Below are 14,177 nucleotides of genomic sequence, written 5' to 3'. Positions count from 1 at the left end.
ATCAGGCCGTTTGCTTCTTTTCGTTATGAGCGGTCGACCCCGCGGGGGTTACAGGTGCCATGGCGACGATTTCCACGGCATGCAACCCTTTCGGTCCTTGAATGATTTCGAAACTTACAGGTTGGCCCGCTTTCAGCGTCTTGTACCCATCCATCTTGATCGCTGAAAAATGCGCAAAGAGATCCTCGGACTTACCGTCCTCTACGACGAAACCGTAGCCTTTGGCATTGTTGAACCACTTGACCTTACCACTTGCCATGCCCATATCCCTCTGCACCAGACTCCATCACTGGAGTATCATCCAGTTTATCCGTCCTAACCCGAATAAATAAGGTTGACTGCGCGGACCTTTTTTACCCACTGTGGGTTCTATTGGTTGTAACACCGTTTTGCCGATAGTCAAGGCGACTGGCCGGTCAGCAGTTGAAATTCTGACAGGTCGCCCCCACCACTGTATTTGAACCACTGACGAACCTTTCTTTCCATGCATGCAATCAGCCAGATTCGACTAACATTCAATCAGGATCGACCGGATCACGAACACGATGACGACGGTTCTGCAGGCATTGCTGTTCAGGAGGCCAAGCCTGCTTTACAGGCGCCGCCGATGTACAAGGTGGTTTTGTTCAATGATGACTACACACCGATGGATTTCGTGGTCGAAGTACTCGAGGTGTTTTTTAACCTGAACCGCGAGTTGGCGACCAAGGTAATGCTGGCCGTTCACACAGAAGGACGGGCAGTATGTGGAGTGTTTACCCGCGACATCGCCGAGACAAAGGCCATGCAGGTCAACCAGTACGCCAGGGAAAGCCAGCATCCGCTACTCTGTGAAATCGAGAAGGACGGTTAACGCCGACCACTTGGGTATGAGGTGAAGCTATGTTAAACCGCGAGCTCGAAGTCACCCTCAATCTTGCCTTCAAGGAGGCCCGTTCGAAGCGTCATGAATTCATGACCGTCGAGCACCTGCTGCTGGCACTTTTGGATAACGAAGCTGCCGCCACCGTTCTACGTGCGTGCGGCGCCAATCTCGACAAACTCAAGCATGACCTGCAGGAGTTTATCGACTCCACCACGCCACTGATCCCCGTGCATGACGAGGACCGCGAGACCCAGCCAACCCTGGGCTTCCAGCGGGTATTGCAGCGTGCTGTTTTCCACGTACAGAGCTCCGGTAAGCGTGAAGTCACAGGCGCCAACGTGCTGGTGGCAATTTTCAGCGAGCAGGAAAGCCAGGCAGTGTTCCTGCTCAAGCAGCAGAGCGTTGCCCGTATTGATGTCGTCAACTACATCGCCCACGGTATCTCCAAGGTGCCTGGGCACGGCGATCATTCCGAGGGTGAACAGGATATGCAGGACGACGAGGGCGGTGAGTCTTCTTCTTCGGGCAATCCACTGGATGCCTATGCCAGTAACCTCAATGAGCTGGCGCGCCAGGGGCGGATCGATCCGCTGGTGGGGCGTGAGCTTGAGGTCGAGCGTGTAGCGCAGATCCTCGCGCGTCGTCGCAAGAACAACCCGTTGCTGGTGGGTGAGGCAGGCGTGGGTAAAACCGCGATTGCCGAGGGCCTGGCCAAGCGTATCGTCGACAATCAGGTGCCTGACCTGCTGGCCAACAGTGTCGTCTACTCCCTTGACCTGGGCGCCTTGCTCGCCGGGACCAAGTACCGTGGCGATTTCGAGAAGCGCTTCAAGGCGTTGCTCGGTGAGCTGAAGAAACGTCCGCAGGCGATCCTGTTCATTGATGAAATCCACACCATCATTGGTGCCGGTGCGGCATCCGGTGGGGTAATGGACGCCTCGAACCTGCTCAAGCCGCTGCTGTCGTCGGGTGATATCCGCTGCATCGGTTCGACCACGTTCCAGGAATTCCGCGGCATTTTCGAGAAAGACCGCGCCTTGGCGCGTCGCTTCCAGAAAGTCGACGTGTCCGAGCCTTCGGTTGAAGACACCATTGGCATCCTGCGCGGGCTCAAGGGGCGTTTCGAAGCGCACCATGGCATCGAGTACACCGATGAAGCCCTGCGTTCGGCCGCTGAACTGGCGTCGCGCTACATCAATGACCGGCACATGCCGGACAAGGCCATCGACGTGATCGACGAGGCGGGTGCCTATCAGCGCCTGCAGCCGGTCGAGAAGCGTGTGAAACGCATCGACGTACCTCAGGTCGAGGACATCGTGGCGAAGATCGCGCGGATTCCGCCAAAACACGTCACCAGTTCCGACAAGGAACTGCTGCGTAATCTGGAGCGTGACCTCAAGCTGACCGTGTTCGGCCAGGATGCGGCCATCGACTCGCTGTCCACCGCGATCAAGTTGTCGCGTGCGGGCCTCAAGTCGCCGGACAAGCCTGTGGGTTCGTTCCTGTTCGCTGGTCCTACCGGCGTCGGCAAGACCGAGGCGGCACGGCAGTTGGCCAAGGCCATGGGCATTGAGCTGGTGCGTTTCGACATGTCCGAATACATGGAGCGTCACACTGTGTCGCGCCTGATCGGTGCGCCTCCGGGCTATGTCGGGTTCGACCAGGGCGGCCTGTTGACCGAAGCGATCACCAAGCAGCCGCATTGCGTATTGCTGCTCGATGAAATCGAGAAGGCGCACCCGGAAGTCTTCAACCTGCTGCTGCAGGTGATGGACCACGGCACCCTGACCGACAACAACGGGCGCAAGGCGGATTTCCGCAACGTGATCGTGATCATGACCACCAACGCCGGTGCTGAAACGGCCGCGCGGGCTTCGATCGGCTTCAGTCATCAGGATCACTCTTCCGATGCCATGGAAGTGATCAAGAAGAGCTTTACGCCGGAGTTCCGCAACCGCTTGGACACCATTATCCAGTTTGGTCGCCTCAGCCATGAGGTTATCAAGAGCGTGGTGGACAAGTTCCTCACCGAGCTTCAGGCGCAGTTGGAAGACAAGCGCGTGCAGCTGGACGTGACGGACGCGGCGCGCAACTGGCTGGCCGAAGGTGGTTACGACGCGGCAATGGGCGCTCGCCCGATGGCGCGTCTGATCCAGGACAAGATCAAGCGGCCATTGGCCGAAGAGATCCTGTTCGGCGAACTGTCCGACCATGGCGGCGTGGTGCATATCGACCTGAAGGATGGCGAGCTGACCTTCGACTTCGAAACCACGGCGGAAATGGCCTGATCGTTGACTGCAATAAAGCAAAGGCGCCGAAAGGCGCCTTTTTGCTGTCTTGATGTTGGTGGAGATCAAATGTGGGGGCTGGCTTGCCTGCGAAAGCGGTGGGTCAGCCAGCGAATGCATCAACTGACGGATCGCCTTCGCGGGCAAGCCCGCTCCCACAGGGGATTGGGTTTAGGTCTAGGCCCCGGGTATACGCAGATCAAATGTGGGAGCTGGCTTGCCTGCGAAAGCGGTGGATCAGCCAGCGAATGCATCAACTGACGGATCGCCTTCGCGAGCAAGCCCGCTCCCACAGGGGATTGGGGTGGGGCCTGAGATCCCGGGTGTACGCAGATCAAATGTGGGAGCTGGCTTGCCTGCGAAAGCGGTGGGTCAGCCAGCGAATGCATCAACTGACGGATCGCCTTCGCGGGCAAGCCCGCTCCCACAGGGGATTTGGGTTAGGTTTAGGCTCTGGGTGTACACAGATCAAATGTGGGAGCTGGCTTGCCTGCGAAGGCGGTGGGCCAGCCACCGAATGCATCAACTGACGGATCGCCTTCGCGAGCCCGCTCCCACAGGGGATTGGGGTGGGGCCTGAGACCCCGGGTGTACACAGATCAAATGTGGGAGCTGGCTTGCCTGCGAAAGCGGTGGATCAGTCGCCGAAAGCATTAACTGACACACCGCCTTCGCGAGCAAGCCCGCTCCCACAGGGAATTGGGGTATGGCCTGAGACCCCGGGTGTATGCAAGTCAAATGTGGGAGCTGGCTTGCCTGCGAAAGCGGTGGGTCAGCCAGCGAATGCATCAACTGACGGATCGCCTTCGCGAGCAAGCCCGCTCCCACAGGAGGTTGGGGTGGTGCCTGAGATCCCGGGTGTACACAGATCAAATATGGGAGCTGGCTTGCCTGCGAAAGCGGTGGGTCAGTCGCCGAATGCGCCAACTGACGGATCGCCTTCGCGGGCAAGCCCGCTCCCACATGAGTCCTGCAGCCCTGGATAAATAGCGCGCACACAAAAACGCCCGGCATAACCGGGCGTTTTGTATTGACTTGCTTAACGAGCGCGGTAAGTGATGCGCCCTTTGCTCAAGTCATAGGGCGTCAGCTCGACGCGCACTTTGTCACCGGTAAGAATACGAATGTAGTTCTTGCGCATCTTGCCGGAGATATGCGCGGTTACGACGTGCCCATTTTCCAACTCCACACGAAACATGGTGTTGGGCAGGGTGTCGACGACAGTGCCTTCCATTTCGAAGCTGTCTTCTTTCGACATGCAGTAAAGCCCTCGGTATCCAGTGAATGGCCCGGTGCAACTGCGCCAGGCAAAAGCGGCGTGCATTGTGCCCGAAAAAGGGTGTTTAAGCCAAGGGGTTCTAGTTAAGCGTGACCCATCTTTGATTAATCAGCAGTTCAATAGGCCGATATTGGGTCTTGTAGTTCATCTTTTTGCAGTTCTTGATCCAGTATCCGAGGTACACCGCCTCGAGTTCCAGGCGCATGGCTTCGCCAATTTGCCAGAGGATCGCGAAACGCCCCAGGCTGCGGCGTTCTTCGGCTGGTTCGTAGAAGGTGTAGACCGCCGACAGGCCGTTAGGCAGCAAATCGGTCACGGCGACGGCCACCAGGCGACCGTCGAGGCGAAACTCGTAGAATCGCGAGAACGGCAGCTCACGCACCAGAAAGGTGGAAAACTGATCGCGGCTGGGCGGGAACATGTCGCCGTCAGCATGGCGTTGCTCGATGTAGCGCTGGTAAAGGTCGAAATATTCTTCGCTGAACCTCGGCTTGGCCGAGGTCACCGTCAGGTCGGCGTTGCGCTTGAGGATGCGTTTCTGGTTGCGGTCCGGTACAAACTGCGCCACAGGGATGCGCGCCGGGACGCAGGCATTGCAGTTCTGGCAATGGGGCCGGTACAGGTGGTCGCCGCTGCGCCGAAAGCCCATTTCCGAGAGATCGGCATACACATGCACGTCCATTGGCTGGCTGGGATCGAGGAACAGCGTGGTGGCCTGCTCGTCGGGCAGATAGCTGCAAGAGTGGGGTTGAGTGGCATAAAACTTCAAACGCGCCAACTCGGTCATGATCAACCCTCGGGTAAGCTTTGAAATAAGTGTAAGCCAGGTGCGCGCAAGTCGCCTAGGAAACCCACGGTCCAGTGTTGGGTTGATCCAGATGGTCGCGCAGCAGGCCCGCGAATTCGCTGCGAGGGATGGCGCGGGCGCCCAGGCTGTGCAGGTGATCGTTGGGCATCTGGCAGTCGATCAGCACAAATCCCCAGGCCTGCAGTTGCCGAGTCAGTGTGGCAAAGCCGAATTTCGAGGCGTTGTCGGCGCGACTGAACATGGATTCGCCGAAGAACAATTGGCCCATCGCCAGGCCATACAGGCCGCCTACCAGTTCACCGTCGTCCCATACCTCCACCGAGTGCGCGTAGCCGCGCGTGTGCAACTCGAGGTAGGCGCTCTGGATGCCCTCGGTGATCCAGGTGCCATCGGCGTAGGCGCGCGGCGCGGCGCAGGCCTGGATGACGGCGGCGAAATCCTGGTCGAATGTCACGCTGTAGCGCTGCTGGCGCAACAATTTGCCCAGGCTGCGCGAGACGTGCAGTTCGTCGGGGAAGATCACCGTGCGCGGGTCGGGCGACCACCAGAGGATCGGCTGGCCCTCGGAGAACCACGGGAAGCAACCGTGGCGATAGGCCTGGACCAGGCGTTCGGCCGACAGGTCACCGCCGGCGGCGAGCAGGCCATTGGGTTCGCGCATGGCTTTAGCCAGTGGCGGAAATGTCAGGGTGTCGCGTTGTAACCAGGTCAGCATGGCATCCAGGCTTACGGAAGGGGAGGGGAGTGGCAGGAATGTCGCCTGCACCGAGAGCGTGATTATTGTCGACACAGCGCTGTGGGGCCAGCCCGAATCGGCCATCGGCGCGCATTAGCGTGAGCGCGTGTTTCTGCAACTCTGTGCCTGAGGCGTGGTCGTAATCGGGTCTGGCCGATGCAGGCCATTTGCCAAGCTTGCCTGGATTGGTAAAAACAGCTCATAAGCCTTTGTCAGCAAAGACAATGCATGCTCAAATTGAACATCTTGTGACACACAATTGGCTATGCTGCTTGAAGAGCGCCAAGTGGTGTGGCATCAGGGGCACAAACCCGTACAATGCGGCGATTGTGGCGTTATCGCCATTTCATCCAGCAATCGCCCAGTGTTAAAAGTAGATTCAACGACGTTCGTTCATTTTTCAGCTGCTCGGATTGGGCAGTATTTACAGTTATTCAACAGATGGACGCGCTAAAGGCGCAGGAAAAGACCCGTTTTGAAGAAATCCGCCGCAACACCCAAAGCAGCAGTCGTGCCGGCCTGGCGCCAGCACCTGCACTACCGACTCAAGGAAGGTGCGCTGATCGCTATCGGCGCGCTGTGCCTGTTCCTGATGATGGCCTTGCTCACCTATGGCAAGGACGATCCGGGCTGGAGCCACAACAGCAAGATCGAAGACGTGCAGAACTTCGGTGGACCTGCCGGCTCCTACAGCGCCGATATCCTGTTCATGGTGCTCGGTTACTTCGCGTATATCTTCCCCTTGCTGCTGGCGATCAAGACCTGGCAGATCTTCCGCCAGCGGCATGAGCCGTGGCAGTGGAGCGGCTGGCTGTTTTCCTGGCGCCTGATCGGCCTGGTGTTCCTGGTGTTGTCCGGCGCGGCGCTGGCGCATATCCACTTTCATGCGCCTACCGGCCTGCCGGCGGGCGCGGGCGGGGCGCTGGGCGAAAGCCTTGGCGACCTGGCGCGCAGGACCCTGAATATCCAGGGCAGCACCTTGATGTTCATCGCGCTGTTCCTGTTCGGCCTCACCGTGTTCACCGACCTGTCGTGGTTCAAGGTGATGGACGTGACCGGCAAGATCACCCTCGACCTGCTGGAGCTGTTCCAGGGCGCTGCCAACCGTTGGTGGGCGGCCCGGGTCGAGCGCAAGCGCATGGTCGCCCAGTTGCGTGAGGTCGATACCCGCGTCAACGAGGTGGTCGCCCCGAGTACGCCGGACCGCCGTGAGCAGGCCAAGGTCAAGGAGCGCCTGATCGAGCGCGAGCAGGCCCTGAGCAAGCACATGTCGGACCGCGAGAAGCAGGTGCCGCCGGTGATCGCTCCGGCACCGCCCAAGCCCGCCGAGCCAAGCCATCGCGTGCAGAAAGAGAAACAGGCGCCGTTGTTTGTCGACAGCGCCGTCGAAGGCACCTTGCCGCCGATCTCGATCCTCGATCCGGCCGAAAAGAAGCAACTCAACTATTCCCCCGAGTCACTGGCGGCTGTCGGCCACCTGCTGGAAATCAAGCTCAAGGAGTTCGGCGTCGAAGTGTCGGTGGACTCGATCCACCCCGGCCCGGTGATTACCCGTTACGAAATCCAGCCGGCGGCAGGCGTCAAGGTCAGCCGTATCGCCAACCTGGCCAAAGACCTGGCGCGCTCCCTGGCCGTGACCAGCGTGCGCGTGGTCGAAGTGATTCCCGGCAAGACCACCGTAGGTATCGAGATTCCCAACGAGGACCGCCAGATCGTGCGCTTCTCCGAAGTACTCTCGACGCCGGAATACGACAACTTCAAATCGCCGGTCACCCTGGCCCTGGGTCATGACATCGGCGGCAAGCCGGTGATTACCGACCTGGCGAAAATGCCGCACTTGCTGGTTGCCGGTACGACCGGTTCGGGTAAGTCGGTGGGTGTGAACGCGATGATCCTGTCGATCCTGTTCAAGTCCGGCCCGGAAGATGCCAAGCTGATCATGATCGACCCGAAGATGCTCGAACTGTCGATCTACGAAGGCATTCCGCACCTGCTGTGCCCGGTCGTCACCGACATGAAGGACGCCGCCAACGCCCTGCGCTGGAGCGTGGCCGAGATGGAGCGTCGCTACAAGCTGATGGCGAAGATGGGCGTGCGCAACCTGTCGGGCTTCAATGCCAAGGTCAAGGAAGCCCAGGACGCTGGCACGCCGCTGACCGACCCGCTGTACAAGCGCGAGAGCATCCACGACGAAGCGCCGCTGCTGAGCAAGCTGCCGACCATCGTGGTGGTGGTCGACGAATTCGCCGACATGATGATGATCGTCGGCAAGAAGGTCGAAGAACTGATCGCGCGTATCGCCCAGAAGGCGCGGGCGGCGGGTATTCACTTGATCCTCGCGACCCAGCGTCCGTCGGTGGATGTGATCACCGGCTTGATCAAGGCCAACATTCCGACGCGGATGGCGTTCCAGGTGTCGAGCAAGATCGACTCGCGGACCATCATCGACCAGGGTGGCGCCGAGCAGCTGCTCGGCCACGGTGACATGCTCTACATGCCGCCGGGCACCAGCTTGCCGATTCGGGTGCACGGCGCTTTTGTTTCCGATGACGAAGTGCACCGCGTGGTGGAAGCCTGGAAACTGCGTGGCGCTCCGGAATACAACGACGACATCCTCGCGGGCGTCGAGGAAGCCGGCAGCGGCTTCGACGGCGGCAGCAGCGGTGGCGACGACGATGCCGAGACTGACGCGCTGTACGACGAGGCCGTCGCGTTTGTGCTGGAAAGTCGCCGCGCCTCGATTTCCGCGGTGCAGCGCAAGCTGAAAATCGGCTACAACCGCGCCGCGCGCATGATCGAAGCCATGGAAATGGCTGGCGTCGTGACCGCAATGAACACCAACGGCTCGCGCGAAGTCATCGCCCCCGGGCAGATGCGCGACTGATCACGTGCCGCGTGGCAGCACGCGGCACGCCCTAACGACTCAATGAGGACTCCCATGCGTCTTATCCGCATGCTGTTGTTGCCGGCACTGGCCCTGACTGCTGTTTCGGCGCACGCCGACCCGGCCTCCGTGGCCAGCCTGACCAACCTGCTGGACAAATCCAAGACCCTGACCGCGCGCTTCTCCCAGCTGACCCTGGACGCGGGCGGCACCCAGTTGCAGGAAACCGCCGGCGAAATGGCCGTGCAGCGCCCTGGGCTGTTCTACTGGCACACCGAAGGCAAGGCGGAGCAGACCATCGTCTCCGACGGCCAGAAAGTCACGCTGTGGGACCCGGACCTGGAGCAGGCGACCATCAAGAAGCTCGACCCGCGCCTGAACCAGACGCCAGCGCTGCTGCTGTCGGGTGATGTGTCGAAAATCAACGAGAGTTTCGACATCACCTCCAAGCAAACCAGCAATGTGATCGAGTTCACCCTCAAGCCAAAATCCAAGGACACGCTGTTTGACACGCTGTCCCTGTCGTTTGGCAATGGCGTGATCAACAACATGCGCCTGGTCGACAGCGTCGGCCAGCGCACCGATATCCTGTTCTCCGGGGTCAAGGCCAATGAGCCGGTGCCGGCGTCCAAGTTCAAGTTCGACATCCCCAAGGGTGCCGACGTGATCCAGGAATAATCTGCCAAGAGGTTTCAAACGCTGCCCATGGACCTGTTTCGAAGTGACCCGATTGCTCAGCCACTGGCCGCGCGCTTGCGCTCGACCAACCTGGATGAGTATGTCGGGCAGGAACACCTGCTCGCTCGCGGCAAGCCTTTGCGCGAAGCCCTGGAGCAGGGTGCGCTGCACTCGATGATTTTCTGGGGGCCGCCGGGCGTGGGCAAGACCACCCTGGCGCGGCTGCTGGCAAAAGTCTCGGATGCGCACTTCGAAACGGTCTCGGCGGTACTGGCCGGGGTCAAGGAGATCCGCCAGGCGGTCGAGGTCGCCAAGCAGCAGGCTGGGCAATACGGCAAGCGCACCATCCTGTTTGTCGATGAAGTGCACCGCTTCAACAAGTCGCAGCAAGATGCGTTCTTGCCCTATGTCGAAGACGGCACGCTGATCTTTATCGGCGCCACCACCGAAAACCCTTCGTTCGAACTCAACAACGCCTTGCTGTCGCGGGCGCGAGTCTATGTGCTCAAGAGTCTGGATGAAGCGGCGATGCAAAAGCTGCTGCACCGCGCGTTGAACGAAGACAAGGGCCTGGGCAAGCGCCAACTGAGCGTCAGCGACGAAGGCTTCAAGATTTTGCTGACTGCCGCTGATGGCGATGGCCGGCGCTTTCTCAACTTGCTGGAAAACGCCTCCGACCTGGCCGAAGACGGCAGCGAAATCGGCGTCGATCTCCTGCAAAGCCTGCTCGGCGATACGCGTCGGCGCTTCGACAAGGGCGGTGAAGCTTTCTACGATCAGATATCGGCGCTGCATAAATCCGTGCGCGGTTCCAACCCGGACGGCGCGTTGTACTGGTTTGCGCGGATGATCGACGGCGGCTGCGACCCGCTGTACCTGGCCCGCCGCGTGGTGCGCATGGCCAGCGAAGACATCGGTAACGCCGACCCGCGCGCCTTGAGTCTGTGCCTGGCCGCGTGGGACGTGCAGGAGCGCCTCGGCAGCCCCGAAGGCGAATTGGCCGTGGCCCAGGCCATTACCTACCTGGCCTGTGCGCCCAAGAGCAACGCGGTGTACATGGGCTTCAAGTCCGCGCTGCGCGCCGCTGCCGAGTACGGCTCCCTCGAAGTGCCGTTGCACCTGCGCAACGCGCCCACCAAGTTGATGAAACAACTGGGCTACGGCGACGAATACCGCTATGCCCACGATGAGCCGGATGCCTACGCGGCCGGTGAAGACTATTTCCCCGATGAGCTTGAGCCGCTGCCGCTCTATCAGCCGGTGCCGCGTGGCCTGGAGCTGAAGATCGGCGAAAAGCTCAATCACCTGGCCCAACTCGATCGCCTCAGCCCTAAACAGCGGAGAAAGTAGTGCTCAAGACGATTCTTGCCGTGTCCGCAGCCGGCATCGCTGGTACATTATTGCGTTTCGCCACCGGTAACTGGGTCAGCGCTAACTGGCCCAAGCATTTTTATGCGGCGACCCTGGCGGTCAACCTGGTGGGCTGTTTGATCATCGGGTTGTTGTACGGCTGGTTCCTGTTGCGCCCGGAAGTGCCGATTGAAATTCGCGCCGGCTTGATTGTCGGCTTTGTAGGCGGTCTGACGACCTTTTCATCCTTTTCACTGGACACGCTGCGACTGCTGGAAAGCGGGCAGGCCCTGGTCGCCTTCGGGTACCTGGGCATCAGCGTGTTCGGCGGGCTGCTCGCCACCTGGGCCGGCCTGTCCTTGACCAAACTTTGATAAACGAGAGACCGACATGCTCGATTCCAAACTGTTACGTAGCAACCTTCAGGACGTAGCGGACCGCCTGGCATCCCGTGGCTTTGCCTTGGATGTTGCGCGCATCGAAGCGCTGGAAGAACAGCGCAAGACCGTCCAGACCCGCACCGAAGCACTGCAGGCTGAGCGTAATGCGCGTTCCAAATCCATCGGTCAGGCCAAGCAGCGCGGCGAAGACATCGCGCCGCTGATGGCGGATGTCGAGCGCATGGGCACCGAGCTGTCCGACGGTAAAGTCGAGCTGGAAAAGATTCAGTCCGAGCTGGATTCGATCCTGCTGGGCATTCCCAACATTCCCCATGAGTCCGTACCGGTCGGCGAAGACGAAGACGGCAACGTCGAAGTGCGCCGCTGGGGCACGCCGACGACTTTTGATTTCGAGATCAAGGACCACGTCGCCCTGGGCGAACTGACCGGCGGCCTGGATTTCGAAACCGCCGCGAAGATGTCCGGCGCGCGCTTTGCCTTGCTGCGCGGCCCGATCGCACGCATGCACCGCGCCCTGGCGCAGTTCATGATCAACCTGCACACCGGCGAGCACGGCTACGAAGAGGCCTACACCCCGTACCTGGTGCAGGCACCGGCGCTGATGGGCACCAGCCAGTTGCCGAAGTTCGAGGAAGACCTGTTCAAGATCAGCCGCGATGGCGAAGCCGATCTGTACCTGATCCCGACCGCCGAAGTGTCGCTGACCAACATCGTCGCCGGCGAGATCCTCGACGCCAAGCAACTGCCGATCAAGTTTGTCGCCCACAGCCCGTGCTTCCGCAGTGAGGCGGGTGCATCGGGCCGTGACACCCGCGGCATGATCCGCCAACACCAGTTCGACAAGGTCGAGATGGTGCAGGTGGTCGAGCCGTCGACTTCCATGGAAGCCCTGGAAGGCCTGACCGCCAACGCCGAACGCGTCCTGCAACTGCTGGAGCTGCCGTACCGCGTGCTGGCGCTGTGCACCGGCGACATGGGTTTCAGTGCCGTGAAGACCTACGACCTCGAAGTGTGGGTGCCGAGCCAGGACAAATACCGCGAGATTTCGTCGTGCTCCAACTGTGGCGATTTCCAGGCCCGTCGCATGCAGGCGCGCTTCCGCAACCCGGAAACCGGCAAGCCGGAACTGGTCCACACCCTCAACGGTTCGGGCCTGGCGGTAGGCCGTACGTTGGTGGCCGTGCTGGAAAACTACCAGCAGGCTGACGGCTCGATCCGTGTGCCGGAAGTGCTCAAGCCGTACATGGCGGGCGTCGAGGTCATCCGCTAAATGGAGTTTCTGCCGCTGTTTCATAACCTGCGCGGCAGCCGTGTGTTGGTCGTCGGTGGCGGGGAGATTGCCTTGCGCAAATCCCGACTGCTGGCCGACGCCGGTGCAGTGCTGCGGGTGGTTGCTCCCCAGATCGAAGACCAGCTGCGTGTTTTGGTGCTGGGCAGTGGCGGGGAATTGATTTTGCGCGGTTATCAGGAGGCCGATCTCGACGACTGCACCCTGATTATCGCCGCCACCGATGACGAGCCGCTGAACGCGCAAGTGTCCAGCGATGCCAAGCGTCGTTGCGTGCCGGTCAATGTGGTGGATGCGCCGGCCTTGTGCAGCGTGATCTTCCCGGCGATTGTCGACCGTTCACCGTTGGTGATCGCGGTGTCCAGCGGCGGCGATGCGCCGGTGCTGGCACGCTTGATCCGGGCCAAGCTGGAAACCTGGATTCCGTCCACCTACGGGCAACTGGCCGGGCTCGCGGCGCGTTTTCGCGCCCAGGTCAAAGGCCTGTACCCGGATGTGCAACAACGCCGTGCGTTCTGGGAAGAAGTGTTCCAGGGCCCGATTGCCGACCGTCAATTGGCCGGGCAGGGTGACGAGGCCGAGCGCCTGCTGATCGAAAAGGTCAACGGCGCGCCGCCGTATGCACCGGGCGAGGTGTACCTGGTGGGGGCAGGGCCGGGTGATCCGGACCTGTTGACCTTCCGCGCCTTGCGCCTGATGCAGCAGGCCGACGTGGTGCTGTACGACCGCCTGGTGGCCCCGGCGATTCTCGAACTGTGCCGCCGCGATGCCGAGCGTATTTATGTCGGCAAGCGTCGCGCCGATCACGCGGTCCCGCAGGACCAGATCAACCAGCAACTGGTGGACCTGGCCAAGCAGGGCAAACGTGTATTGCGGCTCAAGGGTGGCGACCCGTTCATCTTTGGCCGGGGTGGCGAAGAGATCGAGGAACTGGCGGCCCATGGCATTCCGTTCCAGGTGGTGCCTGGCATCACGGCGGCGAGCGGATGCGCGGCGTATGCCGGAATTCCGCTGACTCACCGTGACTATGCGCAGTCGGTGCGGTTTATCACCGGGCACCTGAAGGACGGCACCTCGGACCTGCCCTGGCATGACCTGGTGGGACCGTCGCAGACCCTGGTGTTCTATATGGGCTTGATTGGCTTGCCGATCATCTGCGAACAACTGATCAAGCATGGCCGCGCGGCGGACACCCCCGCTGCATTGATCCAGCAGGGCACCACCTCCAACCAGCGCGTATTCACCGGCACCCTGGCGGACTTGCCGCGCATGGTGGCGGAGCATGAAGTGCATGCACCGACACTGGTAATCGTCGGTGAAGTGGTGGTGTTGCGCGAGAAGCTGAAGTGGTTTGAGGGCGCGCAGTCGCAGGTTTAGGCCTGTGTGATTGCCGGGCTTGTTGAGGCTGCGCAGTTGTTGTGGCCGGTGGGCTTTCTGAGGCCAGTGAGATTTTTGTGGGCAGTGGAGATTACTGAGGGCAGTGGAGATTCCTGAGGCCAGTGGAGATTCCTGAGGTCAGTGAGACTCCTGAGGTCAGTGGAGATTCCTGAGGTCAGTGGGGATTCCTGAGGTCAGTGGAGATTCCTGAGGCCAGTGGGAT

12 protein-coding genes are annotated in these 14,177 nt (G+C 60.7%); 8 read left to right on the top strand and 4 right to left on the bottom strand.

Annotated features, from left to right (window positions below; translation table 11 throughout):
* Position 1: 1 nt before the first annotated feature.
* Positions 2–259: a cold shock domain-containing protein CspD gene (cspD, locus tag BBG20_RS23010; protein WP_168167071.1), complete on the bottom strand. Its 258-nt coding sequence runs from the start codon at positions 257–259 to the stop codon at positions 2–4.
* A 225-nt stretch (positions 260–484) separates the two neighbouring features.
* Between cspD and clpS the strand changes: the two genes are divergently transcribed.
* Both clpS and clpA read left to right on the top strand, forming a co-directional pair.
* Positions 485–853: an ATP-dependent Clp protease adapter ClpS gene (clpS, locus tag BBG20_RS23005; RefSeq protein ID WP_010567912.1), complete on the top strand. Its 369-nt coding sequence runs from the start codon at positions 485–487 to the stop codon at positions 851–853.
* 29 nt (positions 854–882) lie between these two features.
* On the top strand, positions 883–3,153 hold the full coding sequence (gene clpA / locus BBG20_RS23000; protein ID WP_065907505.1) for an ATP-dependent Clp protease ATP-binding subunit ClpA: 2,271 nt from the start codon (positions 883–885) through the stop codon (positions 3,151–3,153).
* A 1,039-nt stretch (positions 3,154–4,192) separates the two neighbouring features.
* Here clpA and infA read toward each other — a convergent pair.
* The 3 genes from infA to aat form a co-directional block, all read right to left on the bottom strand.
* The gene (gene infA, locus BBG20_RS22995) at positions 4,193–4,411 is read right to left on the bottom strand and encodes a translation initiation factor IF-1 (protein ID WP_002553999.1); all 219 of its coding nucleotides are present in this window, start codon (positions 4,409–4,411) and stop codon (positions 4,193–4,195) included.
* A gap of 100 nt (positions 4,412–4,511) precedes the next feature.
* The gene (locus BBG20_RS22990) at positions 4,512–5,219 is read right to left on the bottom strand and encodes an arginyltransferase (RefSeq protein WP_065907503.1); all 708 of its coding nucleotides are present in this window, start codon (positions 5,217–5,219) and stop codon (positions 4,512–4,514) included.
* 55 nt (positions 5,220–5,274) lie between these two features.
* The gene (gene aat, locus BBG20_RS22985; protein ID WP_065907502.1) at positions 5,275–5,955 is read right to left on the bottom strand and encodes a leucyl/phenylalanyl-tRNA--protein transferase; all 681 of its coding nucleotides are present in this window, start codon (positions 5,953–5,955) and stop codon (positions 5,275–5,277) included.
* Positions 5,956–6,451: 496 nt separating this feature from the next.
* On the opposite strand from aat, the gene BBG20_RS22980 reads away from it, so the two are divergent.
* From BBG20_RS22980 to cysG, 6 genes are read left to right on the top strand one after another with little or no spacing between them, the layout of a single operon-like run.
* The gene (locus tag BBG20_RS22980) at positions 6,452–8,860 is read left to right on the top strand and encodes a DNA translocase FtsK (RefSeq protein WP_065907501.1); all 2,409 of its coding nucleotides are present in this window, start codon (positions 6,452–6,454) and stop codon (positions 8,858–8,860) included.
* A 54-nt stretch (positions 8,861–8,914) separates the two neighbouring features.
* The gene (gene lolA / locus BBG20_RS22975) at positions 8,915–9,538 is read left to right on the top strand and encodes an outer membrane lipoprotein chaperone LolA (RefSeq protein WP_065907498.1); all 624 of its coding nucleotides are present in this window, start codon (positions 8,915–8,917) and stop codon (positions 9,536–9,538) included.
* A 27-nt stretch (positions 9,539–9,565) separates the two neighbouring features.
* Positions 9,566–10,888 carry a replication-associated recombination protein A gene (locus BBG20_RS22970; protein WP_065907495.1) on the top strand — a complete coding sequence of 441 codons (1,323 nt, stop codon included), beginning with the start codon at positions 9,566–9,568 and terminating at the stop codon, positions 10,886–10,888.
* Positions 10,888–11,262: a fluoride efflux transporter CrcB gene (gene crcB, locus BBG20_RS22965; protein WP_065907493.1), complete on the top strand. Its 375-nt coding sequence runs from the start codon at positions 10,888–10,890 to the stop codon at positions 11,260–11,262. The genes BBG20_RS22970 and crcB overlap by 1 nt, the downstream gene beginning before the upstream one ends.
* A gap of 16 nt (positions 11,263–11,278) precedes the next feature.
* Positions 11,279–12,559 (top strand): serine--tRNA ligase, encoded by a 1,281-nt coding sequence (gene serS / locus BBG20_RS22960; protein WP_065907488.1) that lies wholly within the window; start codon positions 11,279–11,281, stop codon positions 12,557–12,559.
* Positions 12,560–13,954 carry a siroheme synthase CysG gene (gene cysG / locus BBG20_RS22955; RefSeq protein WP_065907487.1) on the top strand — a complete coding sequence of 465 codons (1,395 nt, stop codon included), beginning with the start codon at positions 12,560–12,562 and terminating at the stop codon, positions 13,952–13,954.
* Positions 13,955–14,177: the final 223 nt, after the last annotated feature.

This window comes from Pseudomonas aylmerensis (assembly GCF_001702265.1).
In the GTDB taxonomy this organism is placed as follows: Bacteria; Pseudomonadota; Gammaproteobacteria; order Pseudomonadales; family Pseudomonadaceae; genus Aquipseudomonas; species Aquipseudomonas aylmerensis.
This window is presented reverse-complemented; position numbering and strand designations above follow the sequence as displayed.

Coding starts and splice junctions, on each gene's coding strand:
- BBG20_RS22990 (WP_065907503.1), bottom strand. CDS start 5,219: ATGACCGAGTTGGCGCGTTTGAAGTTTTATGCCACTCAACCCCACTCT.
- cysG (WP_065907487.1), top strand. CDS start 12,560: ATGGAGTTTCTGCCGCTGTTTCATAACCTGCGCGGCAGCCGTGTGTTG.
- clpA (WP_065907505.1), top strand. CDS start 883: ATGTTAAACCGCGAGCTCGAAGTCACCCTCAATCTTGCCTTCAAGGAG.
- infA (WP_002553999.1), bottom strand. CDS start 4,411: ATGTCGAAAGAAGACAGCTTCGAAATGGAAGGCACTGTCGTCGACACC.
- lolA (WP_065907498.1), top strand. CDS start 8,915: ATGCGTCTTATCCGCATGCTGTTGTTGCCGGCACTGGCCCTGACTGCT.
- cspD (WP_168167071.1), bottom strand. CDS start 259: ATGGCAAGTGGTAAGGTCAAGTGGTTCAACAATGCCAAAGGCTACGGT.
- serS (WP_065907488.1), top strand. CDS start 11,279: ATGCTCGATTCCAAACTGTTACGTAGCAACCTTCAGGACGTAGCGGAC.
- clpS (WP_010567912.1), top strand. CDS start 485: ATGCATGCAATCAGCCAGATTCGACTAACATTCAATCAGGATCGACCG.
- BBG20_RS22970 (WP_065907495.1), top strand. CDS start 9,566: ATGGACCTGTTTCGAAGTGACCCGATTGCTCAGCCACTGGCCGCGCGC.
- aat (WP_065907502.1), bottom strand. CDS start 5,955: ATGCTGACCTGGTTACAACGCGACACCCTGACATTTCCGCCACTGGCT.